Annotated in this window: 27 protein-coding genes; 16 read left to right on the top strand and 11 right to left on the bottom strand. The window is 55.8% G+C overall.

The genetic code is table 11. The features are described from left to right. Positions 1–5: 5 nt before the first annotated feature. From ET810_RS08860 to cls, 3 genes are read left to right on the top strand one after another with little or no spacing between them, the layout of a single operon-like run. The gene (locus ET810_RS08860; protein WP_087454576.1) at positions 6–968 is read left to right on the top strand and encodes an N-acetylglutamate synthase, CG3035 family; all 963 of its coding nucleotides are present in this window, start codon (positions 6–8) and stop codon (positions 966–968) included. A 3-nt stretch (positions 969–971) separates the two neighbouring features. After that, the gene (locus ET810_RS08865) at positions 972–1,739 is read left to right on the top strand and encodes an exodeoxyribonuclease III (protein WP_087454577.1); all 768 of its coding nucleotides are present in this window, start codon (positions 972–974) and stop codon (positions 1,737–1,739) included. Then, the gene (gene cls / locus ET810_RS08870; protein WP_134317674.1) at positions 1,736–3,229 is read left to right on the top strand and encodes a cardiolipin synthase; all 1,494 of its coding nucleotides are present in this window, start codon (positions 1,736–1,738) and stop codon (positions 3,227–3,229) included. The genes ET810_RS08865 and cls overlap by 4 nt, the downstream gene beginning before the upstream one ends. A gap of 7 nt (positions 3,230–3,236) precedes the next feature. Here cls and ET810_RS08875 read toward each other — a convergent pair whose 3' ends face one another. From ET810_RS08875 to ET810_RS08885, 3 genes are read right to left on the bottom strand one after another with little or no spacing between them, the layout of a single operon-like run. Continuing rightward, on the bottom strand, positions 3,237–3,998 hold the full coding sequence (locus ET810_RS08875) for a multidrug ABC transporter permease (RefSeq protein WP_087454579.1): 762 nt from the start codon (positions 3,996–3,998) through the stop codon (positions 3,237–3,239). Further along, entirely contained in the window at positions 3,999–4,928 is a 930-nt protein-coding gene (locus ET810_RS08880; RefSeq protein WP_087454580.1) for an ABC transporter ATP-binding protein, read from the bottom strand. It lies immediately after the preceding gene. 13 nt (positions 4,929–4,941) lie between these two features. Then, positions 4,942–5,421: an NUDIX domain-containing protein gene (locus ET810_RS08885; RefSeq protein WP_166741042.1), complete on the bottom strand. Its 480-nt coding sequence runs from the start codon at positions 5,419–5,421 to the stop codon at positions 4,942–4,944. Positions 5,422–5,497: 76 nt separating this feature from the next. Between ET810_RS08885 and ET810_RS08890 the strand changes: the two genes are divergently transcribed. From ET810_RS08890 to ET810_RS08900, 3 genes are read left to right on the top strand one after another with little or no spacing between them, the layout of a single operon-like run. Continuing rightward, positions 5,498–6,925, top strand: a complete 1,428-nt coding sequence (locus ET810_RS08890; RefSeq protein ID WP_166741043.1) for an MCP four helix bundle domain-containing protein — start codon at positions 5,498–5,500, stop codon at positions 6,923–6,925. Further along, positions 6,925–7,884 carry a glutamate ABC transporter substrate-binding protein gene (locus ET810_RS08895; protein WP_087454582.1) on the top strand — a complete coding sequence of 320 codons (960 nt, stop codon included), beginning with the start codon at positions 6,925–6,927 and terminating at the stop codon, positions 7,882–7,884. Before ET810_RS08890 ends, ET810_RS08895 begins: the two co-directional genes overlap by 1 nt. Then, positions 7,881–10,127 (top strand): serine/threonine protein kinase, encoded by a 2,247-nt coding sequence (locus ET810_RS08900; protein WP_087454583.1) that lies wholly within the window; start codon positions 7,881–7,883, stop codon positions 10,125–10,127. The genes ET810_RS08895 and ET810_RS08900 overlap by 4 nt, the downstream gene beginning before the upstream one ends. Here the strand turns inward: ET810_RS08900 and ET810_RS08905 are convergent. Then, positions 10,124–11,326 (bottom strand): acetate kinase, encoded by a 1,203-nt coding sequence (locus ET810_RS08905; RefSeq protein WP_087454584.1) that lies wholly within the window; start codon positions 11,324–11,326, stop codon positions 10,124–10,126. The two genes, ET810_RS08900 and ET810_RS08905, sit on opposite strands and share 4 nt — an antisense overlap. 3 nt (positions 11,327–11,329) lie before the next feature. Then, positions 11,330–12,718, bottom strand: a complete 1,389-nt coding sequence (gene pta / locus ET810_RS08910) for a phosphate acetyltransferase (protein ID WP_087454585.1) — start codon at positions 12,716–12,718, stop codon at positions 11,330–11,332. Between the two features lie 248 nt (positions 12,719–12,966). On the opposite strand from pta, the gene ET810_RS08915 reads away from it, so the two are divergent. The 3 genes from ET810_RS08915 (at position 12,967) to ET810_RS08925 (ending at position 16,073) form a co-directional block, all read left to right on the top strand. Further along, entirely contained in the window at positions 12,967–14,319 is a 1,353-nt protein-coding gene (locus ET810_RS08915; RefSeq protein WP_134316201.1) for an FAD-dependent oxidoreductase, read from the top strand. A gap of 1 nt (position 14,320) precedes the next feature. Then, the gene (locus tag ET810_RS08920; protein ID WP_087454588.1) at positions 14,321–14,791 is read left to right on the top strand and encodes a GNAT family N-acetyltransferase; all 471 of its coding nucleotides are present in this window, start codon (positions 14,321–14,323) and stop codon (positions 14,789–14,791) included. 121 nt (positions 14,792–14,912) lie between these two features. Beyond that, positions 14,913–16,073, top strand: a complete 1,161-nt coding sequence (locus tag ET810_RS08925) for an HNH endonuclease signature motif containing protein (RefSeq protein ID WP_134316202.1) — start codon at positions 14,913–14,915, stop codon at positions 16,071–16,073. On the opposite strand, the gene ET810_RS08930 is transcribed toward ET810_RS08925, so the two are convergent. Beyond that, positions 16,018–17,073: an ATP-grasp domain-containing protein gene (locus tag ET810_RS08930; RefSeq protein WP_087454590.1), complete on the bottom strand. Its 1,056-nt coding sequence runs from the start codon at positions 17,071–17,073 to the stop codon at positions 16,018–16,020. The two genes, ET810_RS08925 and ET810_RS08930, sit on opposite strands and share 56 nt — an antisense overlap. Before the next feature lie 58 nt (positions 17,074–17,131). On the opposite strand from ET810_RS08930, the gene ET810_RS08935 reads away from it, so the two are divergent. Beyond that, on the top strand, positions 17,132–17,635 hold the full coding sequence (locus ET810_RS08935) for a phosphoribosyltransferase (RefSeq protein WP_134316203.1): 504 nt from the start codon (positions 17,132–17,134) through the stop codon (positions 17,633–17,635). 37 nt (positions 17,636–17,672) lie between these two features. Here the strand turns inward: ET810_RS08935 and ET810_RS08940 are convergent, their stop codons facing one another. The 5 genes from ET810_RS08940 to ET810_RS08950 all read right to left on the bottom strand — a co-directional run bounded on the left by ET810_RS08940 (position 17,673) and on the right by ET810_RS08950 (position 20,904). Further along, a complete protein-coding gene (locus ET810_RS08940) occupies positions 17,673–19,163 on the bottom strand; it encodes a disulfide bond formation protein B (protein ID WP_134316204.1) in 1,491 nt (496 codons plus the stop codon). Beyond that, positions 19,164–19,331: a hypothetical protein gene (locus ET810_RS12080; RefSeq protein WP_013912414.1), complete on the bottom strand. Its 168-nt coding sequence runs from the start codon at positions 19,329–19,331 to the stop codon at positions 19,164–19,166. Positions 19,332–19,434: 103 nt separating this feature from the next. Further along, positions 19,435–19,872 carry a PrsW family glutamic-type intramembrane protease gene (locus tag ET810_RS12770; RefSeq protein WP_225870144.1) on the bottom strand — a complete coding sequence of 146 codons (438 nt, stop codon included), beginning with the start codon at positions 19,870–19,872 and terminating at the stop codon, positions 19,435–19,437. Further along, entirely contained in the window at positions 19,823–20,209 is a 387-nt protein-coding gene (locus ET810_RS12775) for a PrsW family glutamic-type intramembrane protease (RefSeq protein ID WP_225870145.1), read from the bottom strand. The genes ET810_RS12770 and ET810_RS12775 overlap by 50 nt, the downstream gene beginning before the upstream one ends. Before the next feature lie 278 nt (positions 20,210–20,487). Next, on the bottom strand, positions 20,488–20,904 hold the full coding sequence (locus ET810_RS08950) for a hypothetical protein (RefSeq protein ID WP_225870146.1): 417 nt from the start codon (positions 20,902–20,904) through the stop codon (positions 20,488–20,490). A gap of 297 nt (positions 20,905–21,201) precedes the next feature. Here ET810_RS08950 and ET810_RS08955 point away from each other — a divergent pair, with 297 nt between their 5' ends. From ET810_RS08955 to ET810_RS08980, 6 genes are all read left to right on the top strand, one after another. Further along, positions 21,202–21,513 (top strand): hypothetical protein, encoded by a 312-nt coding sequence (locus tag ET810_RS08955; protein WP_087454946.1) that lies wholly within the window; start codon positions 21,202–21,204, stop codon positions 21,511–21,513. Next, a complete protein-coding gene (locus tag ET810_RS08960; protein WP_087454592.1) occupies positions 21,513–21,770 on the top strand; it encodes a hypothetical protein in 258 nt (85 codons plus the stop codon). Before ET810_RS08955 ends, ET810_RS08960 begins: the two co-directional genes overlap by 1 nt. A gap of 21 nt (positions 21,771–21,791) precedes the next feature. Further along, on the top strand, positions 21,792–22,046 hold the full coding sequence (locus ET810_RS08965) for a hypothetical protein (RefSeq protein WP_087454593.1): 255 nt from the start codon (positions 21,792–21,794) through the stop codon (positions 22,044–22,046). Between the two features lie 181 nt (positions 22,047–22,227). Next, positions 22,228–22,494, top strand: a complete 267-nt coding sequence (locus ET810_RS08970) for a hypothetical protein (protein WP_087454594.1) — start codon at positions 22,228–22,230, stop codon at positions 22,492–22,494. 2 nt (positions 22,495–22,496) lie between these two features. Beyond that, a complete protein-coding gene (locus ET810_RS08975) occupies positions 22,497–22,763 on the top strand; it encodes a hypothetical protein (protein ID WP_174775566.1) in 267 nt (88 codons plus the stop codon). Continuing rightward, the gene (locus ET810_RS08980; protein WP_087454596.1) at positions 22,760–23,008 is read left to right on the top strand and encodes a hypothetical protein; all 249 of its coding nucleotides are present in this window, start codon (positions 22,760–22,762) and stop codon (positions 23,006–23,008) included. The genes ET810_RS08975 and ET810_RS08980 overlap by 4 nt, the downstream gene beginning before the upstream one ends. Positions 23,009–23,048: the final 40 nt, after the last annotated feature.

Here is a 23,048-nt window from a genome sequence, read left to right on the forward strand (position 1 = left end):
CCGGGATGTCACGGATTTTCCGTTCTGACGCAGTGGCCCCAGGTGATCGCATCGTGGTGCGTCGTAAAGCTAACGACATTATTGGTCACGTGCTCAGCATCGACGAGGAAACCCTCGTGGTGCGGCCACAAAAAGTAGGCGGTTTTCCGTCTGAGGTTCCGGCGTTGTCTATCCCGCGCGCGGACATCATCATCATGAAAAAGCTGAGCCCGCGCACTGTCCGGAATTCGGATATTCGCGCAATCGAGACCGCCACGGCCAAAGCCTTCCCCGGTATCGAGCACACGTGGTGTGGTCAGTGGCTCATGCGCTCTGGCGACGGCATCACCGAGCGTTCTAACAGCGCGGCCCCGCTAGGGCACACCGCCATGTTTACCCCTATCCCACTGGAAGAAATCCATGCGTTTTATAGGCGGCATAATCTGCCCACGCGTGTCCTTATCCCTGAGCGCATCGGCGCGATGGCGGAAAAGCTCGTGGCGCAGCCCGGGTGGACTTTAGGCCCCGAGATCATCGTGATGACGCGCGACCTGGATAATCTCCCCGCTACCACGTCTGACTGGGAGTTTCGCGTCGACGACCAGCCGGATCAGGATTGGTTGTCGCTCTATAATTTCCGTGGCGAACCGCTCCCTGAGCACGCGCTCGATCTGCTCCGTGGGGAAATCGACGGGACGATGGGTTTTGGCCGGTTGATTACCCCCGAAGGAGAAACCGTCGCTATTACCCGTGGCACCATCACCGATGATTACCTCGGATACTCAGCCGTCGAGGTGGCGCAAGCGTATCGACGCCGCGGCCTAGGCACCGAGCTGGGCAAGCATATGCTGCACTGGGGTGCCCGGGAGGGCGCTACACGGGCCTACCTCCAAGTGATCGCCGCCAATGCTGCTGGCATTGGGCTCTACGAGAAACTCGGTTTTGTTGAGCATCACCGGCATCGATACGCGGAAGCGGCTAATCTTTAATCCATGCGCATTGTCAACTGGAACGTGAATTCCGCTCGCACCCGAGTAGACCGGATGGTCGATTTTTTGCAGCGCCATAACGTGGATGTCCTCGCGGTTCAGGAGACCAAATGCAAGGATGACCAGTTCCCCTATGAGCGCTTCCATGACATCGGCTACCAGGTAGCCCACTATGGGCTCAACCAGTGGAACGGCGTTGCCATTATTTCTCGAGTGGGTCTTGAGGATGTTCAGACCCACTTCCCAGGTCAGCCGGGCTTTCATAAAGACCCGCAGAAAGACCAGGCGCTGGAAGCTCGCGCGATCGGCGCCCTCTGCGGAGGCGTTCGCGTGTGGAGTCTCTATGTCCCTAACGGCCGCGAGATTGCGGATCCGCATTATGACTACAAGCTGCGGTGGCTCTTTGCGTTGCAGATCCACGCGCAGGACGTCACAGAGCCCACGGTGTTTCTGGGCGACTTCAATATTGCGCCCCGTGACCAGGATGTCTGGGACATGTCCTTCTTTGAGGGCAAAACCCATGTCACTGAACCAGAGCGCCAGGCCTTTGAGTCTTTGACCTCCTCCGGCCTGTACATCGCCTCCCCGTTGGAAGGCTTTAGTTATTGGGATTATCAGGCGGGCAGATTCCTAAAAAACCAGGGAATGCTTATCGACTTCCAGCTCGCCACACCGGATCTGATCGTAGAGAAAAGCTTTATCGACGTCGACGAGCGTTCGGGTAAAGGTGCCTCCGATCACGCTCCGGTTATCGTGGATTATTCGATATGAGCTGGCAGATCGACCTGAGCACGTGGCAGACCGTAGGCCTGATTATTGATTACTCCATCAAGCTCATTGCCATTGGCTTTGTGCCAGAAGGTCGCCGCCCGAGCTCCTCTACCGCATGGCTCCTCGCCATTTTGTTGATTCCTTTCCTGGGCCTGCCCTTGTTTTTGACCATGGGCAGCCCCTACATCAACAAGAGGCGACACGACCTGCAGCGTAAGGCGAACAAGGACATTGAGAATGTTCAGGCCAAGGTGCCTGATTACCCCGAGGGTTCAGCAATCGGGGACGAGCTCGTCTCCATGATTAAGATGAACCGGCGACTCACATCGCTGCCTGCCACTACGGGCTATAACCTCGGTGTGCATTCCGACTATGAGGCATCCATTCAGACCATGGCTGATGCCGTGGATCAAGCACAAAAATATGTTCATGTGCAGATCTACATCATGGCATGGGATAACACCACCGATGTTTTCTTCCAGTCGCTCGCCCGCGCAGTGCAGCGCGGGGTGAAAGTGCGTCTCCTGTTTGACCAGGTGGGAAGCTGGAAGTACCCAGGGTATTTGAAGCTGGGAAAGCGCCTCTCGGAGATAGGTGTGCAGTGGCGAATCATGTTGCCGCTGCAGCCTTTCCGCTGGCGTTTCCGCCGCCCGGACCTGCGCAATCACCGCAAGATGCTCATTATCGACGGCGAGCATGGCTTCATCGGCTCACAAAACATGATCGAAGCGGGCTACTTAAACAAGAAAAACCACGCCAGCGGACGGCGCTGGGTAGACGTTATGGTCGAGCTCTCGGGCCCAGTCGTCGCGTCTATGAACATGGTTTTTGCAGTGGACTGGTTCCAGGAAGCCGACGATCTCCCGCCCATCGACGACCACATGGTGAACCCAGAAATCCCTGACCAGGATGAAACTGATGTGAGCCTTCTGCAGCTGGTGCCTTCTGGCCCCGGGTATAGCACCGAGCCCAACTTGCGTCTGTTCAATCAGATCATTCACCACGCCAAGCATCGCCTGGTCATGTGTAGCCCCTATTTTATTCCCGATGAGTCCATGCTTGAAGCGGTGACGTCGGCATGCTATCGCGGGGTCACGGTTGAGTTGCTGGTCAGCGAGCAAGCCGACCAGTTTATGGTCGACCATGCGCAATCCAGCTACTATCAAGCGCTCTTGGAAGCCGGGGTTCACATCTACCGCTACCGCAAGCCGGCAGTGCTGCATTCCAAGTTCTTGATTGCTGATCCCCAGCTCGATGACACCCTCTCGGTGGGAGTCATCGGCTCTTCCAACATGGATATGCGCAGCTTTGGCTTAAATTACGAGGTCTCTTTGATGATGGCCCGTGGAAACATGATTCGCCAGCTAGATCAGCTGGCGAATGACTATAAGAAAAATTCCGTAGAACTCACGCTTGAGGAATGGAACAAGCGCGGATTAATCCGCAGATATGTGGATAACATCATGCGTTTAACCTCGGCGCTGCAATAAGTGCGGGTTAGGCATCACGCTTGTTGAGCACGATGATGCCCACCACCAGAAGCGCACAGGCCCACGCGGCAAAGTATGCGCCGCTTCCCTCATAACCCCACGGGACATCTTTGATCGCTGCTTTTCCTAGGAACGCGTTCATGTTATTCATCGGGCCATACTTAACGATCCACGTTCCGACCTTGGGGAGGAAGCCAAGCAGGGTCTCCAGCGCGAGCACCCAGATCAGCATCAACGTGGTGGCACCCGCAGTCTGCCTGAGCAGATACGCCACGCCATGGGAGAAGGTGACCAAGAGGGCCGAGATCAGGGGAAAGACCCACATGATGCGTAGAGCGTTCTCGTTGTTCCACACGTTAAGGGTCTTGCTAGCCTCAGAGCCCGCAACAAATTTAGCCGTGTAGAAGCACAGCACAACCACGATAAAGGTCAGAGCTGCGGCGATAACGGCATAGAGCAGCCATTTGCTCACCGCGACTAGTGTGCGGTTCGGAGTGGCAAGGAAAGTCACCGACTGATAATTGTGTCGGTATTCCGCGGTGACCACCATGATCGCTTGAATTGTCACGATGAGGAAGCCCAGTGCCTGTATCGCAAGCACGGTGCTCGCGGGGCTAAGGATAGGAATAGCCAGCGGACCTGGCGCTACCTCACGGGAGTTAAGGGCCGCAAAGCCAATGCCAAAGAAAGCAAAGAGGGCCGTGGTCCACCAAAACGCCTTGGTGGTGCGCAGTTTGGTCCACTCAGCGCGGATTGAGTTGAGGAACATTTAGTGATTCTCCTTTATCTGCGCGTGATACTGAACGGCGTCGTTGGTCATTTCCATAAAAGCGTCTTCCAGCGATGCTCGTTTGAGGGAAAGCTGCGACAATGGAACGCCACCAGAGTGGGCCATGGCGCCGATCTCATCGGTGCTGCGTCCAGCGATGCTGAGGTAGTCACGGTCTTCTTCATCGGTACCCCACTCAGGGACAATGTCGTATTCTCCAAGCAGCTCGGCCAGCTCCTTGAGATACGGCGACCTCACTATCACGCTGGACGCGGAGTTATCACGAATGAACTCATACGTGGATGTGTCCGCCACGAGCTTTCCCTTGCCAATGACCACAAGGTGATCGGCGGTCTGGGACATCTCGGACAGCAGGTGCGAGCTCACCAAGATGGTGCGGCCTTGGTTAGCCAGCGAGCGCAAAAACTCGCGGACCCACCGGATACCCTCGGGGTCGAGGCCGTTGACCGGCTCATCGAGAATAAGAATCTCGGGATCTCCCAGCAAAGCGCCGGCAAGTCCCAGGCGTTGGCTCATGCCTAATGAGAAGCTTCCAGCTTTTTTGGATGCGACGTTGCTAAGGCCAACGAGCCCCAGGACTTCGTCGACACGCTTAGTAGAGAGGCCGTTGGACTGGGCCACCCACTTGAGGTGGTTTGCGGCAGACCTGTTGGGGTGGATGGCCTTGGCGTCGAGAAGCGCGCCGACCTTGGTCAACGGCTTTTTTAGCTTGGAATAAGCGATGCCGTCGATGGTCGCAGTCCCCGAGGTAGGGGAATCGAGGCCGAGGATCATACGCATCGTCGTGGATTTGCCAGCGCCATTGGGGCCGAGGAATCCAGTAACGATGCCGGGTTTAACGGTGAAGGTCAGATCATCGACCGCCCGCACCTGCCCGTATTGCTTGGTTAAGCCGCGCACTTCAATCATGCGCTCTAGTCTGTCACATTTCTCTTAGCATCTTCTCAACGCGAGGTTTAAGGCTTGTCCACGTAGCTGCAAAAGCAGGCAATAAATCGAGCTTATCCACCTCAGATATAGGCACCCAGCGCAGCTCTTCCGACTCCGCATTAGCCACCGTATCCAGCTCCTCTTGTGCCAAGGCCAGCACCGTAGTGTATGTCCAACCTGAATGATATGGCCCGGCAGTCACCATCGACTGGACAAAAACATAGTGGTCAAAAGAGATTCCGGTCTCTTCATATGCCTCGCGCGCGGCGGCTTCCTCCGCGGTTTCAATGAGGTCGCGCGCCCCGCCGGGTAGCGCCCAGGTGCCACCTTGGTTAGTCCACGTCGCCCTGTGTTGCATCAATACTGATTCAGTGCGTGCAGCAGTAAGAAGGAGGCCTGCGGCGCCGTATTTTCCCCACAGCTGCGTACCATTGGGCCCCTCGACCCAACCGTCTCCGGATGTTGTAGGCATGTGCTCCACTCTAGCCGCCGGTATAATTCTAGGGTAGATTACAACTTCTGCAACATCTGTATCGTCAGTAACGGAGATGAGGTTTACCGTGGGGGACATCGCGCATACCTCACTGTCACCCGACGTTGAAGATTCTTGGCTCGACCGAATCAGCGAACGCCGCGAACGACAGCGCTCCCGTTTCCACGCCTTCTGGCACGAATCCATCACGTACCCCATCCTGTGGACCAAGAAACTACTGCAATTCCTCTCCACCACACCCGGGCGTATGACCACACTAGTGATCGTCCTGAGCGTCACTCTCCTATCCGCCGGCGTCTCCATGTCTCAGACGGCCGCCGACAGGCGCGCCGACCTCAAAACGCTGATAGACAACACGGAACCCGTCTCTTACCTCGCGCAGAATCTTTATTCTTCACTGTCCCTGGCCAACACCACGGCGTCGGTAAGCTTTGTGCGCGCTGGGGTGGATACCAGCGAAAACCGGCAGCGATACGAGCAAGCAATCCAAAATGCATCGCGCGCCGCCGCACAGACAGCCGGGGGCCTCAGCGATAATTCCGGCCGGCACCTAGAACTGCTCACCCATATCTCTCAGCAGATTCCCGTCTACACCGGCCTCGTGGAAACCGCGTGGGCCAACAATAGGCAGGGCAACCCCGTGGGCGTGGCTTATATGTCTCAGGCCTCCACGCTGATGCGCGAGGAGATCCTGCCTGCCGCCGCCGAGCTCTACACACTGACCAGCAATAACGTGAGCAACGAGCAGCAGCAGCTTGCCCGCCCCCTCTGGGTTCCGCTCGGGGGTCTCTTTGTCGCTCTTGTTATGTTGCTGCTCGGACAGCTGTGGCTCGCGCACGTCACTCGCCGCCGACTCAACGGGTGGTTTGTGCTGGCTACTCTCCTAATGGTGATCGCCACTTCCTGGGTATCCACCGCCAATTTCCTCACGTGGAGCGCCAGCTCGACTGCATACCAAACAGCATCAGCTCCACTACAGTCGCTCACAGACGCCCGCATCCGCGCCCAACAGGCCCGCACCAGCGAAACGCTTGCCTTGGTGTGGCGCCAGTCCCTGGAAAACTCCAACACCAACTTCAGCGCCACCATGACCACCGTAGACAAGGCACTAGAGAACTACGAAAACTCTAAGCTGGTGGAGAATTCCAACAACCGCGACCACCTGAACCAAGCCGTCAAGGCGGCAAAGGCCTGGCGCACTTCCCACGAGAAACTCGCCAAGGCGCTCAACTCCGGCGATTACGAGGAAGCCCTGGCCCTAACCCTTTACAACGACGCTTCCGCTGCAACGCCTTCCGCCTTCAACGGTTTGGATTCTTCCCTAGCCAAGCTTATCGACGACGCCCGCCAAACCGCACGCGGCTATATCGCTCGCGGGGCTAACGCATCCGATTTGGTGAGCATCATGGTTCTCGCGCTCACTCTTGTCTCTGTGCTCTCCCTCTGGCTCGGCATCCGCCCTCGGCTCCAGGAGTACCTCTGATGTCGCGCCGCTCTCTTCTTGCTTTCCTGTCCACGCTTGTGTTCTTCACCGCGGCCTGCTCAGAACCCGAGACCCCGGTGATTACTTCGCCCAGCCGCACCCAGTCCTCGGTTGCAAAGCCTCACGCCGATTCCGCATTACCCGATGTAGATACCACTAACTTGTTGGGTTCACTGCGTCCCAACAACGACCCCGAGGGCGTCCGAAGAATCCGCGAACGCGGCCGTCTGGTCGTGGGCATCGACCAATCGCAAAACCTCCTGAGCTTCCGCAACACCGCCACCGGCGAGTTGCAGGGCTTTGAGGTTGACCTGGCTAAGGAAATATCCCGCGATATTTTTGGCGACCCCACCAAGATCGACTTCCGCTACGTCGACGCAGGCACATGGATCAAGGCGTTAGAAAATAACGACGTTGACCTAGTCATCCGATCAATCTCAATCACCCGAGGCCGTCAACATCAGGTCTTCTTTTCCACCCCCTATTTCTCTGGCAAGACAAAGCTCCTCACCCAAAAGAACTCCGGCATTAGCTCCGTGGACGATCTCCCCGGAAAAACTGTGTGCGCCACCGCGGAATCCACCGGCGCTCAAAGAACCAGGTACGTAGCCCCCCGCGCCAAGCTGCTTGTGGTGAGTAGCTCGGCGGACTGCTTGCTTGCGTTGCAGCAGGGGCATACCGACGCCGTGATCTCGGACGATACGATTCTCTCAGGCATGCTCGCACAGGATCCTTTCACGGAAATAGTGGGTAATGCGTTGGCGGAGGAACACTATGGCATCGCTTTTGCCAAGCCCGGTCCAAGACACGATTCTGAAGGGATTATCCGTCAGGTTAACGCCACCATCGAACGCATCTTTAGGGACGGAACCTGGCAAAGGTCTTATGCCAAGTGGTTCGGCGCGTATCTTCCACCTCAGAATCCCCCTGCGCTGAACTATCGTGAGGAGAAACCATGAATGACCCGCTGAGTCGTGGCACCGAGGCCGTCCCCTTTGATCCCTTCGCGGACGATGATGAGGACGAGGACCTAGCCGGGCTTCTCAACGATCTCACCACTATCCAGCAGGACACCGATGCTGGCACGCGTTGCCGAGAAAAAGCGATTTCCACATTCCGCTCCCGGCGCGGCACCAACCGCGATGACCGCACCGTGGCCAACGGCATGGTCGCTTTGCCGTTCATCCGCGTCTCCGCTGTGGAAGACGTGCTCAAAGACGATGAGTACATTGCACAGAAGGGGCTGGAAAAGCCGATTCTGCATCGCGGCGATATCCTAGCTAATCAGTATGAGGTCCAGGGGGTAATCGCTCATGGCGGTATGGGCTGGATCTACCTGGCTAGTGACCGCAATGTTTCTGAGCGCGTCGTCGTGCTCAAGGACATGCGGGACAAGGCTAATCCGCATGATTACGGCGCTGCGGTGGCGGAACGCGAATTCCTCGCAGACATTACGCATCCGGGGATCGTGAAATCTTATAACTTTATTGACGATCCTCGCGTTGAGGGCGGCTTTATTGTCATGGAGTACGTCCCGGGGCCGTCGTTAGCGGATCGACGTAAAGAGCAGCCCGGGGGGTTGTTCTCCATAGATATTGCTATCGCCTACATCCTGGAGATTCTTCCCGCGCTCGATTATCTGCACTCACGCGGCGTGGTCTATAACGATCTCAAACCCGATAACATCATTGTCGCCGAGGACCAGGTCAAACTGATTGATCTGGGTGCGGTGTCCGGCATCGGGGCCTTTGGATATATCTATGGCACAAAAGGCTTCCAGGCCCCCGAGGTGGCCACCGACGGCCCCTCGATTGCAAGCGACATTTACACAATTGGCCGGACCCTTGCCGCCTTGACGGTGGATCTCCCCTCCGCCGATGGGGTTTATCTGCCTGGTATCCCCTCCCCCGACGAGGAAAACCTCTTTGCACAGAACCTCTCTTTTTATCGTCTGCTGCGCCGTTGTATCAGTAGCGATCCTGCTAAGCGCTTTGCCTCTATACGCGAGCTAGAGACCCAGCTTTTTGGAATTCTGCGCGAGTATCTTGCGCTCACCGAGGGCCGGCAATTCCCTGCCCAGCATTCGCTCTACTCTCCTCAGCGTTCCACCTTTGGCACCAAGCACATGGTGTTTCGCACAGATCAGCTTATCGACGGCATCGAGCGCAACGTGCGCATCACGTCCGAGGAAGTCAACGCTGCGCTGCCCGTCCCGCTTTTAGACCGCACCGATCCCGGAGCAATTCTGATTTCCGGGGCGTCCTATGCCGAGCCTTCACAAACGCTGCAGACGCTACGCGACGCAATGGCTCAAGAAGAATTCGCCGATTCCAAGGAGATTCCCCTCGGTGTGGTGCGTACCCTCCTTGACCTGGGATTTACCGATGAGGCTCGCTCGTGGTTGGATACCCTGGATGCCAAGCTAGGCGACGATTGGCGCCACCAGTGGTATTCCGGGGTGACCTCACTGTTCCTGGACGATTACGTGACTGCTCAGCGTCATTTCAACGAGGTCTACAGCATTCTTCCTGGTGAGGCTGCCCCCAAACTGGCGCGTGCTGCTGTTTGTGAGATGTTGCTCCAGGACATGGGGATGGACTCGTCACAGCTCTTGTCTCCGGCCACCGCTGTCTCGGCTGCCGAGCTCAAGGGCAACACCATTGGTATGTGGAGTGAACTGACTAAGGACCCTGAAACTCTACGTTTCAAGGCCCTGTATCTCTATGCTTTGGTGTGGCAGACAAATCCCACCACAGTGTCCTCGGCATTTGGGTTAGCTCGGCAATTGGTGGCCGAGAATCAGGTCGATCTAGCAGTCTCCACGTTGGATCAAGTCCCGCAGAACTCTACGCACAGGCGCATGGCTGAACTTACCGCCATTTTGCATCTGATCAACGGTGACCTTAGCGAGTCGCGTATCAGGCGTGCCGCGCGCAGGCTCGAAGGAATTCCTACTAATGAGCCGCGCTTCTTGCAGATCAAGATCGCGATCATGAACGCTGCTTTAACGTGGCTGCGCGAAGCACATCTAGAGGCTGCCGCATCGGACAACGATCTCTTTGACTATCACTTCACGCAAGAGGGGCTGCGCACCGGCCTTTATGATTCTCTCCGGCTTTTAGCGCGCAGCGCCCCCAACGCCCACCACCGATATACGCTGGTGGATATGGCCAATCAGGTCCGGCCGATGACCTGGTTTTAGACGGATTCCGCGATGGTCTTTGCGTAGCGAGCGATAGCAAGTTCCTCGTTGGTAGGAACCACAAAGACCTTCACCGTGGAATCAGGGGTGGAGATTTCGCGGGCGCCGTCGGCACGCACTGCGTTGATCCCTCGATCGATCTTGATACCAAAGTTCTCAAGGTCTGCGAGAGCGTCGGCACGCACGGCGTCATCATTTTCGCCTACGCCTGCGGTGAAGGTGATGGCGTCGATGCGTCCCAGAGCCACCATGTAGGAGCCGATGAAGCGGCGCAGCTGGTGGATGTAGACGTTGTAGGCAAGGCGAGCGTCTTCATTGCCCTCGGCGATCAGCTGGTGCAGCTCGCGGAAGTCATTAACGCCCGAGATGCCCTTCACACCGGAACGCTTGTTCAGCAGATCATCGATCTCGTCGATGCTCATGCCTGCGGTGCGGTACAGGTGGAAGATGATGCCTGGATCGATGTCGCCGGAGCGGGTGCCCATTGCCAAACCAGCCAGCGGGGTCATACCCATGGAGGTGTCAATCGGCTTACCGTGGCGGATGGCAGCGGCAGAAGCGCCGTTGCCCAGGTGCAGGGTGATCTGGTTAACGCTCTCAGGGTCCTTGCCCAGGAGATCAGGAACCTGCTGCGAGATGTACTCGTGGCTGGTGCCGTGGAAGCCGTATCGACGCACACCGTTTTTCGCAGCGGTCTCATTTTCGATTGCGTACAGCGCAGCAGCCGGGGGCATTGCGTGGAAGAAGCCGGTGTCAAACACAGCAACGTGTGGGATCTCAGGCAGCAGCTCGCGAGCGACCTCGATGCCGGAGATATTCGCTGGGTTGTGCAAAGGAGCCAGCGGAATGAGTCCGCGGATCCAGTCCACGACCTCATCAGTGATCAGCTCAGGCTGGGAGAAGACCTGACCGCCGTGCACGACGCGGTGACCGACGGCTTCCAGCTCAACGTCCTTGGGGCCGCAGCCATGCTCGCCCATGAGTTTGAAGGCCAGGTCGAGGCCTGCGGTATGGTCGGCAATTGGGGCCTCCACGACGTACTTCTCTCCGCCGTGCTTCAGCGTGATTTTGCCGTTTGGCTCACCGATTTGTTCGACGAGACCAGAGGCAAAGGGTGCGTCAGTTGCTTGCTGAGTGGGATCGACAAGTTGGAACTTGATCGATGAAGAGCCCGAATTGAGAACTAGGACCAGCGCCATGTGCTATTTTCCTCCTGCTTGGATAGCGGTGATGGCAACGGTGTTCACAATATCGGCAACCGTCGCACCGCGAGACAAATCATTAACCGGCTTATTCAGGCCCTGTAGGATCGGGCCTACGGCCAGCGCGTGGCCGGTGCGCTGTGCAGTCTTGTATCCGATGTTTCCGGCCTCAAGGTCCGGGAAGATAAAGACGTTTGCATGGCCTGCAACCTCAGAGTTGGGCATCTTCTTAGCCGCAACACCTGGGTCACAAGCAGCGTCGAACTGCAATGGGCCATCGAGCTTGAGCTCGGGATCTAGCTCATGAGCCTTGGCCACTGCCGCAACAGAACGGTCCACATCGGGGCCAGCTCCGGAGCTACCGGTGGAGTAAGACAACAGGGCGACGCGTGGATCAATACCAAACTGCGCTGCTGTGCGAGCAGAAACCACTGCGATTTCTGCCAGCTGCTCAGCGGTGGGGTTGGGATTCACAGCGCAGTCGCCGAATGCCCAGAGGCGACCTCGCATCACCATCAGGAAGATCGACGAGACAACGGAGGTGCCCGGCGCGGTCTTGATGATCTGGAAGCTTGGCTTGATGGTGTGCGCGGTGGTGTGTGCAGCACCGGACACCATGCCGTCGGCAAGCCCCTCGTGGATCATCATGGTGGCGTAGTAGGAGATGTCCTTCATGGTCTCCCGAGCCTCTTCGATGGTCACGCCCTTCTTTTTGCGCAACTCAGCAAAGTCAGCGGCGAACTTCTCCGCATTAGGGTCGGTGGCCGGATCCTGGAGGTGAGCCTTAGAGAGGTCAAAACCCAGCTCTGCCGCGCGAGCGGTGATGGTCTCCGGGTTACCCAGAATGGTCAGCTCACAGATGTCTTGAGCAAGCAACTGGTGTGCTGCCTCAAGAATGCGGTCATCGTCGCTTTCCGGCAGAACGATGTGGGATTGCTGTGCTTTAGCCTGGTCGAGCAGCCATGATTCAAAAACAGGAGCGCTCATAATAACGGGGGACTCAACGTTCAAGCCCGCGCGAATCTTCTCCATGCCGGCTTCGGTCTCTGCTTCTTCGGCGGTGAACGTAGCGGCTAGGACGGCACCTAGCTCGGCGCATTCCTCTGCGGCGAGGTCGATGTGCAGGCCGGGGGCGTCGATAAGCAGAAGGAGGGGAATGCCCAAAGCGGAGGCTGCTCGGGCATCAAAGTTGACGTTTCCAGAGCCGATGAACAATCCGGGGCGGTTTTCTAGCGGCTTAGACGCCAGAATTGCTGCGAGGTCAGCCTGCTTTTCGACGAGCTGCTGAACCGGAAGTCCGAGGCGATCTGCAAAAGTGTCGACGGCAAACCCGTCAAAGTTGCGTCCTGCGCGGGTGAGCAGGACTGATGCGTGCTGAATTTCAGTCACTTACGCGATCCTTTCATGGCCAAAAGAATGCGTTGACACCATGATTGAAGGGCTCAACGCATACTCGGTATGCTTCGCAAGCGAGTTTACCGTGAAACTGCTCTCGTTTTATACAAACCTGAAGGTTGCTTACACTGGCAGCCCGCAGCGTAAACTAGAACAATCACCCCTAAATAGGCCCCCTAACCGGCTTGTTTTAAAATTTTTAACATTCAAAACTCTCGCTCAGTATAGGAATTGTGACATTAATGACTGAACCAATGCGTGTAGCCATCATAGGCGCGGGCCCAGCCGGGATTTATGCTTCTGACCTACTAGTAAAATCAGAGGTAGACGTAAAGATCGATCTCTTTGAGCGCATGCCCGCACCCTTCGGATTGATCCGTTATGGAGTAGCACCGGACCATCCGCGCATCAAGGGCATCATCAAATCCCTTCACAATGTCCTAGATAAACCTGAGATTCGTCTGCTGGGAAACATTGACGTAGGCAAGGACATCACCATCGATGAGCTACGCCAGTATTATGACGCCATCATTTTCTCCACCGGCGCTGTAGCCGACCGTTACCTTGAGATCCCCGGCTCGGATCTCAAGGGCTCTTATGGCGCAGGCGAGTTCGTGGGCTTCTACGACGGCAACCCCGACTTCGAGCGCAGCTGGGATCTCTCAGCCAAGCAGGTCGCAGTTATCGGCGTGGGCAACGTGGGCCTCGACGTGTCGCGCATCCTCGCCAAGACCGGCGACGAGCTCCTGGTCACCGAGATCCCCGACAACGTCTACGAGGCCCTGAAGAACAATCAGGCCGAGGAAGTCCACGTCTTTGGACGCCGGGGACCTGCACAGGTTAAGTTCTCCCCGATGGAGTTGAAAGAGCTCGACCACTCTCCCACCATCGAGGTTGTGGTTAATCCCGAGGACATCGATTACGACGAGGCCTCCATCGAGGCTCGCCACGCGTCCAAGTCCCAGGATCTGGTCTGCCAAACCCTGGAGAACTACGCGATGCGCGACCCCAAGGGCGCACCTCACAAGCTTTTCATCCACCTCTTTGAGTCTCCCGTCGAGATCCTCGGCGAGGATGGACAAGTGGTGGGCCTGCGCACCGAGCGCACCGAATACGACGGCCAGGGCGGGGTCCGCAACACCGGCACGTTCACCGATTGGCCAGTTCAGGCTGTCTACCGCGCCGTAGGTTACCGCTCAGAGGCCATCAGCGACGTGCCTTTTGACCCCACCAACCACGTCATCCCCAATGACGGCGGACATGTCCTCCATGAGGGCGCCATCGTTCCCGGCCTCTACACCACCGGATGGATCAAGCGCGGCCCCGTGGGACTCATCGGCAACACCAAGTCCGACGCCAAGGAGACCACAGAAATGCTGGTCACGGACTGGAAAGATGGAAAGCTCACCGCAGCTGCAGAGCGTGACGACGCCGCCATCGTCGACTTCCTCAAAACCCGAGGCATCGCCGTAACCACCTGGGACGGCTGGCACATTCTCGACGCCGCAGAGCGCAAACTCGGCGAGGCCGAAGGCCGGGAACGCAAGAAGATCGTGGAGTGGGATGAGATGGTCTCTCATGCAGCATCCGAATGAGATGAACGCCATCTTTGCGGTGTCCGCGCTGAAAGATCTTTCACCTCTTGAGGTTCATAAGATCTACAAGCTCCGAGTGGATGTCTTTGTCCATGAGCAGCGAGCACCCTACAAAGAAATCGACGAGATCGACGCCCAAGACACCACGCTGCACGTCCAAGCCTGGTCGCCGCAGCGAGAGATCCTGGGCGTAGCTCGGGTCTTCCCCGAAGGCTCCGTGGTTCGCCTGGGCAGGTTCGTAGTGGCCAAGGAACAGCGCGGGACTGGCCTGGGGCGCGAGTTGTTGTTCCAAACGTTGCGCCTTATCCATGAGCAATATCCCGGGCGAGAAACCTTTATACATACCCAATCAGCATTGGAAGGCTACTACGCAGCCTATGGTTTTATCCGATCAGGCTCGCAGTTTGAGGAAGACGGAATACCGCACCTTCCCATGACCCTCAGCGCAGAAAAACTCGCTCATTTATTCTAGATCGACCAGAAACCCACAGTATATAAGCTGTGGGTTTTCTTTTTGAGGTCTTTACGGGTTAGAACGTTTGTGCTAGGGTTGGTTTTGCTATTAGGACTGCGGGGACCTCATAGGGGGAATCATGAAAACTTGGGGGACGTATCGTGGATGCGACATGGAAGACCCTCTCTGCGTAAGCGAGCGGCTGGCGCTGCAATTTGAATACCACAGGTGGTCACAGCTCATCCCGAGCAAAGACACCGATATAGAGGAATACTGCGTTTCCATCGGAGAAAGAATCAACAAGGGTCCACGCTATGTGGAACTCCGCATTGATGCCGTGCAGACGCTCAAGGCCTTACCGCTACTGCACCAGCTGGAGCTCAGCCTGTGGCATCTTGATTTCTCGCGGCTCATCGCCATTGCCCAATCTTTATACGGAGTTGAGCCCGATTTCTTTGACGTCATCGACCAGACACTCGCCCACCACCTGCATCCCAAGCGCCCGAACCAGAAGGTGCCAGGAACCCAAGCCATTCGGCGTTTCCTGCACAAACTCCTGGAGTCCCTCCATGAAGCTATTGAAGAACCCGAGCAGAAACTTGAACCGCGCGTTAGCTTCTTTGAGACCTACCGAGGGAAAACGGTGATCGAGGCTGTGGTGGATAATGGCACAGCACATGTGCTGAAAGAACGCCTGTCCCAGCTTTCGCGTGAACATGAGTGCACCGATGCGGAGGCTCTTTTCTTCTTAGCCGCAAGGCAAGCTCCGACGGTGCACCTCTATTCAGCAAAAGGCAGCAACGTAATCGAGACCATTGACGGCTCCTCCTTTGATGCCTCCACCAGCGAGGCAATCACGGCTGCCGCAACATGGCGAGACATTGATCCCTATAAAGACACCACGCTCGCCCAATACAAATTTACTGGCGACCTACGCCGCTGGATCCAAGCTCGCGACGGAACCTGCCAGTTCCCGGGCTGCAATGTTGCCGCCTGGCGCTGCGACATTGACCATATTCAAGAGTATGACCTCAACGGCCCTACTAAAGCCGACAACGCCCAATGTCTATGCCGCAAGCACCACAATCTCAAGACCTCTAAAGCAGTGGATTGCGTTGCCGGAGAAGACGGCGAGGTGACCTGGTTACTGGATAATGATCTTCGCGTCACCACAGTGCCCGAGGTCATTATCAGCGGACAACGTATGTTTGGTCAGTCATTTATCCAACGTGCGGCCAAGCGGATTAAGAAGCGCCGTCAAAGGACTCGTGAGTATGTGGTTGATGCCCCGCCATTCTAGAGATGGCCAGCATTGCTCGGTCAACTGCTTCGACCGTGGTATCCGCCGTAGATAGTGCCACGGCCCCGCGCTGCGTAATCGCCACATGGATTTCCGGCATGTTCAGCGCTTGGACAACAGACGCACGGGTAACTGGCCTGACGTCATTAGAAAAGGCGATTGCTCCTGGGGTGACCAAGGTTGCGTCAATGGGCAGACCCAGCACAGCGCGGGCATGGAGCGTGAATTGGTCAAAGCGCTGTGTTGCGCAGGTGACGGCACCGCTGCGGAATGGGTAGGGCGAGAGTTCGGAGAAGTAGACGTCCTCGCCGATCACAAAGAGCTTCACACCGAAAATCCCGCGGCCTCCTACGGCGTTAGTGATACGCGCTGCCACGCTGCGAGCGTTGTCCAAAGCGATAGAGTTCAATTCGACTGGCTGCGCTGCCCCGATAAGGACTCCGTCTTGGCGTATGTGGACGATCGGCTCACAGAACCATGTGGCGAGCTTCCCGGTCTCGGGGTCTAAAGAGCGTACGGCTAGCAGGGTGATCTCATAGTCAAACTCGACGTATCGTTCGACAACCATGCGGCCACCTTCCCATGCCGTCGCGCAATCCTCGGCGGAGGTCAGAAGGTGGAGCGAGTTGGCGGACTTGGCCACGCAGGGGTATCCGAGTTCGTTGGCGACGTCGAGAAGCTCGTGCTCAGAGGAGGCAAACAGAAATTTGCTCATGGGCAGGCCAAGTTTCTCGGTGGCGATTCGGCGGATTCCCTCGCGGTCATACGCGCAGGGCGAGGGCACGAGGAGGTCGCCGATGCCGGCAGGAATGTTTTTGGTCACAGGGACCACATAGTCCGGCTGGTGTTGTTCAATATCCGCGAGCGTTGCATCCGCTAGCACCGTGACCTCGGCGCCAAGATCGGCAAAAGCCAAGGCGAGCCTTTTCCCCAGGTCGGTGTTGCCAAGAACCAGAACTCGGGTTGGGTCGGGTGAAACAATGTACTCGGGGATAAACATGTCATTTATGCTACAAGGCGGCTACCACGAAGAGCGCCTAACGCGCTAAAGTTCGCTTATGGCATACCACGCAGACTCAGCAGATCTTGAGAACAAAGAAGTCCTGACTTGGGATGGGTTCGGCAACGCGAATCGTGAACTCGCCCAGCAGATCGTCGATGACGGCTACGACCCAGAAATCATTGTGGCTGTCGCACGTGGCGGACTCGTCCCCGCCGGCGCGCTGTCCTACTCCATGGGAGTAAAGCTTTCCGACGCCATCAACGTCGAGTTTTACACCGACGTCAACGAGACCCTGCCGGATCCTGTGCTGCTTGAGCCGCTCCTGGACACCAACTCGATCAAAGGCCATAGGGTCCTCGTGGTCGATGATGTCGCCGATTCTGGACGCACACTCCAGCTCGTACTCAAACTCCTTGAGTCGCATGGCGCTGAGGTCCGCTCCGCGGTGATCTACGCGAAGAGTCGCTCTGTCGTATCCCCCACGTATGTGTGGAAGCACACCGACGAGTGGATCGTCTTCCCATGGTCAGCTGAGCCACCGGTAACCAAGCAGGCATAAGAAAAAGCGCCCCGGGGGGCGCTTTTTTCATAGGTCTTTAGGAAAGCTTGAGCTCGTGCACTACGTCACGGTCACCGTCGTGGGCGAGCACAAAGGCGCTCTTTCCGGCAATGGCGACGTCGCGGACGTCGTTAAGCTCAGGGAGGTTACGGGTCTCCTTGACGCTGAAGTCCTTCATGTCGATGGTCAGCAGGCTGTTGTGTTCCTTGGATAGGACATACAGGGTGCCGTCGTGAAGGTCTGCGCCGACTGGGTAAACGCCCTCGGCATCGAGCACGCCCTCGCGAACCAGCTTGTTGTCTTCCTTGGAGAACTCAGAAATAACAACCTGCTTGGAGCGCTTATGAGGAACGCTGAGGGTGACAAAGGTATCGGCTTTGCTTTCCGACGCCACGGTCAGCGTGTAAGCCATGCGAGCACGAATAGTACGTAGCTCAGGGCGTCCCTTGGAGTCAAAGATCGGCATGATGTCACCGGAGGTTTCGGTGAAATCCTTCCAAGCGATCTTCTCGTCGACCTCGTCCTGGATCACAGCACCATAGACGGTCTTGTTCTGGGCGATGGCCACCAGACCACCAGGCTTGAAGAAGGCCGCATCCACGGTGCTGTGGATATCGGAGCCGTTGGGGACGTCGACACGCGCGAAGGAGGAGTGCTCCTTGAAGTTCTTGTCGGTGTAGTAGAAGCCGCCCTTGGTAGAAACCAGGCCGAACTTCTGGTTCTCGGAATCATAAGCGATACCTGCGGCACGGCCCTTTCCGCGGAAGCCCGTGACGTCGAAGCCGATCTCATGGGTACCAGCAAGCTCAAGGGTCTTCTTGCCTGCTACCGGAGTGGTGTCAAACTCCACGCCCTTGTAAGGATCGGGAGCATTGAACTTGTGCAAACGGATGTCGCTGAGGGACTCATACTGGTGCTCTTTATCCCAGTACTTTGCAGTCTGAGCGATGTTGAAGGTGAAGCGAGCTGGGTCGCCGGCGCCTGCGTAAGGGGGGATGCCGTTACCGATAAGGAACTGGACGCAGTTAGCGCAGGTGATAACGATGGCTACGATCGCAACAAACTTGGTAGCAGGTGAGAATTTCTTCACCTCTACCTCGGAAGAAATGAACTCCTGCTGGAGCATTTTGTCCTTGCCGATGAAGATCAAGCCAACGGCGAGAACACCAATAACAACCCAGTACACCAGAATGCCCCAGGTGTACGTGTGCACGCCGAGCACGGCGTCGCCAAAGCCCTGTCCTAGGTCAGCATTCGCGCGGCCACCCCAGTGTCGCACCGTTGTGTACAGGTAGTAGAAAGCGACCAAAAGGAGCGTAACCACATAGCGCATGCGAGCGCCGTAGCGCAGGATAAAGACGCCCAAGGCACCGATCAAAACCATGCCAAAACGCTCGTTACCACAGAGAATGCACGGGGATTCGCCGTTGATAAAGCCGAGGTAGATGTTGGCCACGCCCACCGGGAACGCCATGATAATAAAGACTGCTGCGGCCAGAATGAAACGGAAAACTTTTGCGTTAAACATTTAGAGGTTCACCGCCGGGACAATCGAGGTGGCGGAAGCCATGAAGAACATCAGCACAGAAAATGCGAATGATCCGACTAACAATCCAAACGCCAGCTTTTCTTTTTCTGGTTTGAGGAATACCAGAATGAGTGCCGCGGCACACAAACTGTAGAAAACAAACTCCACGAGAGAGCCTTTCCTAGTTGAGGGAAAACTATGACTTACAAATGATAAAGCTAAACGTATGGTGCACCGAATTTAGGAAAGAGTTTTGTTAGAAAGAACACATTTAAGAAAAGTCACCGCTATGTCTCATCACAGCAGCTTTTTCATTCCTGCACAGCCATCTAGCCAGCACGAAAAAGACGGCTATCGCGATAAGCAACTTGATCACTGGCGCAATAATGTCGTCCACACCAAAATTGATCGGAGAATTCCACAAGCCGTGCAGGCTTAAAGACAGGAAGAAGAACCAGCACGCAGTAAGAATGCGGGCAGAACGCTTTTCCGGAACCTTGCCGATCCCCAGCAGATAGCACAGCCCTATGGCAGCGATACCGGTATATGTCCAGTGTGATATCACGCCAAGCAGCACCCGAAAAGTAGATAGCGTAATGCCACCCGAAAGATCGCTGTTCACATCCTCAAAAGCTGCCCCCACCGCGAACCAGAAGTCCTCAGTTAGCTGGAACCCCAGGCCCACAAAAGCCCCAACAAAAAAAGGCATGCGCCGGGCGCACAATCCATTTTCTATAAAGCAAAACGACGGCCAACGTAACAGCCAGTTTGATCCATTCTTCGGATACAGGGCCAAAGGTGGCTTCACCCCATCGCTTATAAAAGTCGAGGTCAATCACAGCCGGGAAGACCTTACCGATCTCCCCGTTTGCCTTCACAGTAACCAAAGGGCCGACCAATCCGCCAAACACCAGGGAATTGAGCCAGATGATTCGGTTGTTTTCATCACCCCTCAACCGTGTTCTATCCACGACCACAAGTACGCCGAACACAATGACGCCACCAGCAGCACAGATCAAAAAAATATAGAGGGATGTTAACGGCATGGCTTTTAGTTCCCGTGAGAGAGCTTTTGCCAGATAGATCAGAGAGAGAAGGCTCAACCCGCACAAGAGCCACCATAAGGCAGAGGTACGCCTAGCGCTTTTAATTTCTCGTGTTGTCACTTCTGCTGCGCTCCATCACCTAAATCAAATTTTCCGTCCTTAGAGATAGCGCCGCGCGCCGTCTTGACCAGATCAACGGCATCGATCTGAGTGTCAGAGGAAACAACCGTGAGAATGAATTTTCCTGCGCCTACGACGGCACACTTCTGCGGAGTGTCCTATTCAATCTCGCAGCTCTTCCCCACGAGGTCATGCCGGGTCCCCGAATCATTCACGACACCGGCAACTCTGATGTCTTCGCGCCACTTCGCGGGGCCATACTGCCGCTTCACGAGCACTAGAGCACGTTCAATGGATCGCTCTTGATTCTCGGCGCCAGAAGCCAGATGAAAAGACAGACGGCTATCGCCCTTGACCAAAGAAGCTCGCGAGTCCCTCGACGAAATGACTTGATTAAATCCATCAGAAACCCTGAGCTCCACCCTAGACTCCCCGGCCTCCAGCGTGACCTTTCCCCCTTGGACTGGTGCGAAGTACTCCGGCTCCGCGAGCTTTTCCACCGCAACGGGAACTATCCACATGGCGGCGAACAGTACAATAATCACAATTGATTGGCGCAGATCCCTAATTTTCACCAGAACCCACCCGCGAATAACACAGCATATTTGAGCCATTCCGCCGCCTTGTTTCAAACGGCCTATGTAGTTGTTGCAATTTCTTTGAAAATTCTATCTGAGAGCTAAATTTTAACCACATTAAGGCTGTCACAATTTCAGTAAAGTGCGCCAAATCCAGGAAAAATGGCTTGCTGAGAATAAAAATGGCCAAATGTGTATCATTTTCCACCCGAAAACATATTAGTGAGATAGGGTGTTCAGGCATCTCTAGAACATCTGTAGGAATTGACTCAGAAAGAGCAGAAAGGTCCCCTCTTGGGCTCTATCGAATATTTATTGCAGCAAGCTGGTTGGTTTGACAAGGCCATTGAGCAGCCAGGTAGTGGCTGGATCAGCTGGTTGGTAACCCCGGTTAAGCACTCCCTGGTTGATATTTTCAACGGAACTACTGGCGGAGTCATTGGTGGCGGTCGCGACCTCGCTATCGGCACCCACATCCCCAAGTTCTTCCAGGCGCTACTGAACCTCGATGGAGCTTCGTCGGAGGGACTCGGCTCTTCTAACCCGGATTGGTCCTCATCCGGATCATCTGCCAGCACCCCTACCCCCGTCAAGGAGGCAAACTAATGGGTTCCGTTGAAAGCTTCTTGACCAACGTTGGGGTCAGCCAGACCGTTGTTGATTACTTGCATGACCGTAAAGGCAGTGGCCTCATCGGTAGCTTCCTAAACCTCATCACCCCTTTCTTCGGCAAGGGCTTTGAGTCTGTGCGAGAGTTCTTCGGAGCGATCCTAAACCTGGATTCCGCCTCTACTGAGGGCCTGGGCTCTAGCGGAATTAATCTCTCCTCAGATAAAAGTCAGACCCCTCCAGCAAAAAACTAGTTCTTAAATAAGGAAGTAATCATGCACAACGCAATCCTAGCTGCAGCAGAAACCGCTACCCAGGACCAGGGCTTCTACAAGTTCTTCGATATCGTCTTCAAGAACCTCGCTACCGTCAATGACTTTATTGCACGTGGCATGGGCTCCTCGATGGCCGGCGATAAAGATGTAGAAAAAGGCAAGGGCTTCCAGTCCATCTTCCACCTTTTCCATGAGTGGCTAACCCAGGGTTCCTCCGCTCCCACCAAGCCAGCGGAAACCCCCAAGGCCGCTTAATTTTTAAGCATCCGCCAAAGGCACCCCCTCGGGGTGCCTTTTTAGTTCTCCAACACCACCCCACTGTGAGAAAAAATTCAATCGTAGAATTTCCTTAAAATACTGTTATAGTTTTAACGCTAAAACAAAAAAGTGCCCGATTATTATTATTGCGACACTCTCTCTCGTTTTAAGGACACATATGGGATCTATTGACTTTTTATTGCACCAAGCGGGCTGGTTCAAGGAATTTTCAGTCTCCTTCCTCACCAAAACCAACCTGGTAGAACTCCTCACGGGTAAGACCAACGACTGGTTTGTGGGCCCCACAGTTAAAAAGGCCCTGGGGCACATCCCTGAGTTTTTCAAGGCAGTCCTGGCTTTGGACGCTGCCTCATCACAAGGCTTAGGTTCTACAACCCCTGATTGGGGCTCAAGCAGCTCGTCGGCACCAAAGGTAAAGGGATAACCGTGGGCTCTCTTGAAACTTTCCTGCTCAACGTGGGTGCAGACCAAGAGCTGATCAATTTTCTCCACGGCAAGGGCACGGGATTGCTCAGCCGTGCGATCAATCTGCTGGCAAGTTTTTTCGGCGAGGGATTCACCCGCGCCAGGGCTTTCTTCCAGGCCGTATTTAACTTAGATTCCGCGTCGACAGAGGGGCTCGGCTCCGGGAGTCCACGGCCTTTCCTACACCAAGCAAGCAGACACGAAACAATAAAGGAATTCTTTTTATGAGTAACACAGCTATCGTCGCCGCCGAAGCCGCCGCCAGCGCAGCAACAGAAGTAAAACAGGGCTTTTATAAGTTCTTTGAGATTGTCTTTAAGAACCTCGCGGTGGTTAATGAATTCATCGCCCGTGGTTTTGGGTCTTCCATTGCGGATGAAAAGAATGCCAAGGGCTTCTCCTCGGTTTTCCGCACTTTCCACACCTGGCTCACCACTGGATCTTCTGCTCCAGCACCCAAGCCAAAGGTGTAATGACATATGGGGCGGCTTCAGTCAGAAGCTCGCCCCATAT

This window comes from Corynebacterium silvaticum (assembly GCF_004382825.2).
Taxonomy (GTDB): Bacteria; Actinomycetota; Actinomycetes; order Mycobacteriales; family Mycobacteriaceae; genus Corynebacterium; species Corynebacterium silvaticum.

What these genes read in the sequence shown, in the direction of transcription:
- ET810_RS08930 (WP_087454590.1), bottom strand. Translation starts at nt 17,073, where the DNA reads ATGTTTATCCCCGAGTACATTGTTTCACCCGACCCAACCCGAGTTCTG.
- ET810_RS12775 (WP_225870145.1), bottom strand. Translation starts at nt 20,209, where the DNA reads ATGCCGTTAACATCCCTCTATATTTTTTTGATCTGTGCTGCTGGTGGC.
- ET810_RS08865 (WP_087454577.1), top strand. Translation starts at nt 972, where the DNA reads ATGCGCATTGTCAACTGGAACGTGAATTCCGCTCGCACCCGAGTAGAC.
- ET810_RS08860 (WP_087454576.1), top strand. Translation starts at nt 6, where the DNA reads ATGTCACGGATTTTCCGTTCTGACGCAGTGGCCCCAGGTGATCGCATC.
- ET810_RS08965 (WP_087454593.1), top strand. Translation starts at nt 21,792, where the DNA reads ATGCACAACGCAATCCTAGCTGCAGCAGAAACCGCTACCCAGGACCAG.
- ET810_RS08905 (WP_087454584.1), bottom strand. Translation starts at nt 11,326, where the DNA reads ATGGCGCTGGTCCTAGTTCTCAATTCGGGCTCTTCATCGATCAAGTTC.
- ET810_RS08890 (WP_166741043.1), top strand. Translation starts at nt 5,498, where the DNA reads ATGAGGTTTACCGTGGGGGACATCGCGCATACCTCACTGTCACCCGAC.
- ET810_RS08915 (WP_134316201.1), top strand. Translation starts at nt 12,967, where the DNA reads ATGACTGAACCAATGCGTGTAGCCATCATAGGCGCGGGCCCAGCCGGG.
- ET810_RS08940 (WP_134316204.1), bottom strand. Translation starts at nt 19,163, where the DNA reads ATGTTTAACGCAAAAGTTTTCCGTTTCATTCTGGCCGCAGCAGTCTTT.
- ET810_RS12770 (WP_225870144.1), bottom strand. Translation starts at nt 19,872, where the DNA reads ATGCCTTTTTTTGTTGGGGCTTTTGTGGGCCTGGGGTTCCAGCTAACT.
- ET810_RS08935 (WP_134316203.1), top strand. Translation starts at nt 17,132, where the DNA reads ATGGCATACCACGCAGACTCAGCAGATCTTGAGAACAAAGAAGTCCTG.
- ET810_RS08980 (WP_087454596.1), top strand. Translation starts at nt 22,760, where the DNA reads ATGAGTAACACAGCTATCGTCGCCGCCGAAGCCGCCGCCAGCGCAGCA.
- ET810_RS08895 (WP_087454582.1), top strand. Translation starts at nt 6,925, where the DNA reads ATGTCGCGCCGCTCTCTTCTTGCTTTCCTGTCCACGCTTGTGTTCTTC.
- ET810_RS08900 (WP_087454583.1), top strand. Translation starts at nt 7,881, where the DNA reads ATGAATGACCCGCTGAGTCGTGGCACCGAGGCCGTCCCCTTTGATCCC.
- cls (WP_134317674.1), top strand. Translation starts at nt 1,736, where the DNA reads ATGAGCTGGCAGATCGACCTGAGCACGTGGCAGACCGTAGGCCTGATT.
- ET810_RS08875 (WP_087454579.1), bottom strand. Translation starts at nt 3,998, where the DNA reads ATGTTCCTCAACTCAATCCGCGCTGAGTGGACCAAACTGCGCACCACC.
- ET810_RS08920 (WP_087454588.1), top strand. Translation starts at nt 14,321, where the DNA reads ATGAACGCCATCTTTGCGGTGTCCGCGCTGAAAGATCTTTCACCTCTT.
- ET810_RS08925 (WP_134316202.1), top strand. Translation starts at nt 14,913, where the DNA reads ATGAAAACTTGGGGGACGTATCGTGGATGCGACATGGAAGACCCTCTC.
- ET810_RS08880 (WP_087454580.1), bottom strand. Translation starts at nt 4,928, where the DNA reads ATGATTGAAGTGCGCGGCTTAACCAAGCAATACGGGCAGGTGCGGGCG.
- ET810_RS08970 (WP_087454594.1), top strand. Translation starts at nt 22,228, where the DNA reads ATGGGATCTATTGACTTTTTATTGCACCAAGCGGGCTGGTTCAAGGAA.
- ET810_RS08885 (WP_166741042.1), bottom strand. Translation starts at nt 5,421, where the DNA reads ATGCCTACAACATCCGGAGACGGTTGGGTCGAGGGGCCCAATGGTACG.
- ET810_RS08960 (WP_087454592.1), top strand. Translation starts at nt 21,513, where the DNA reads ATGGGTTCCGTTGAAAGCTTCTTGACCAACGTTGGGGTCAGCCAGACC.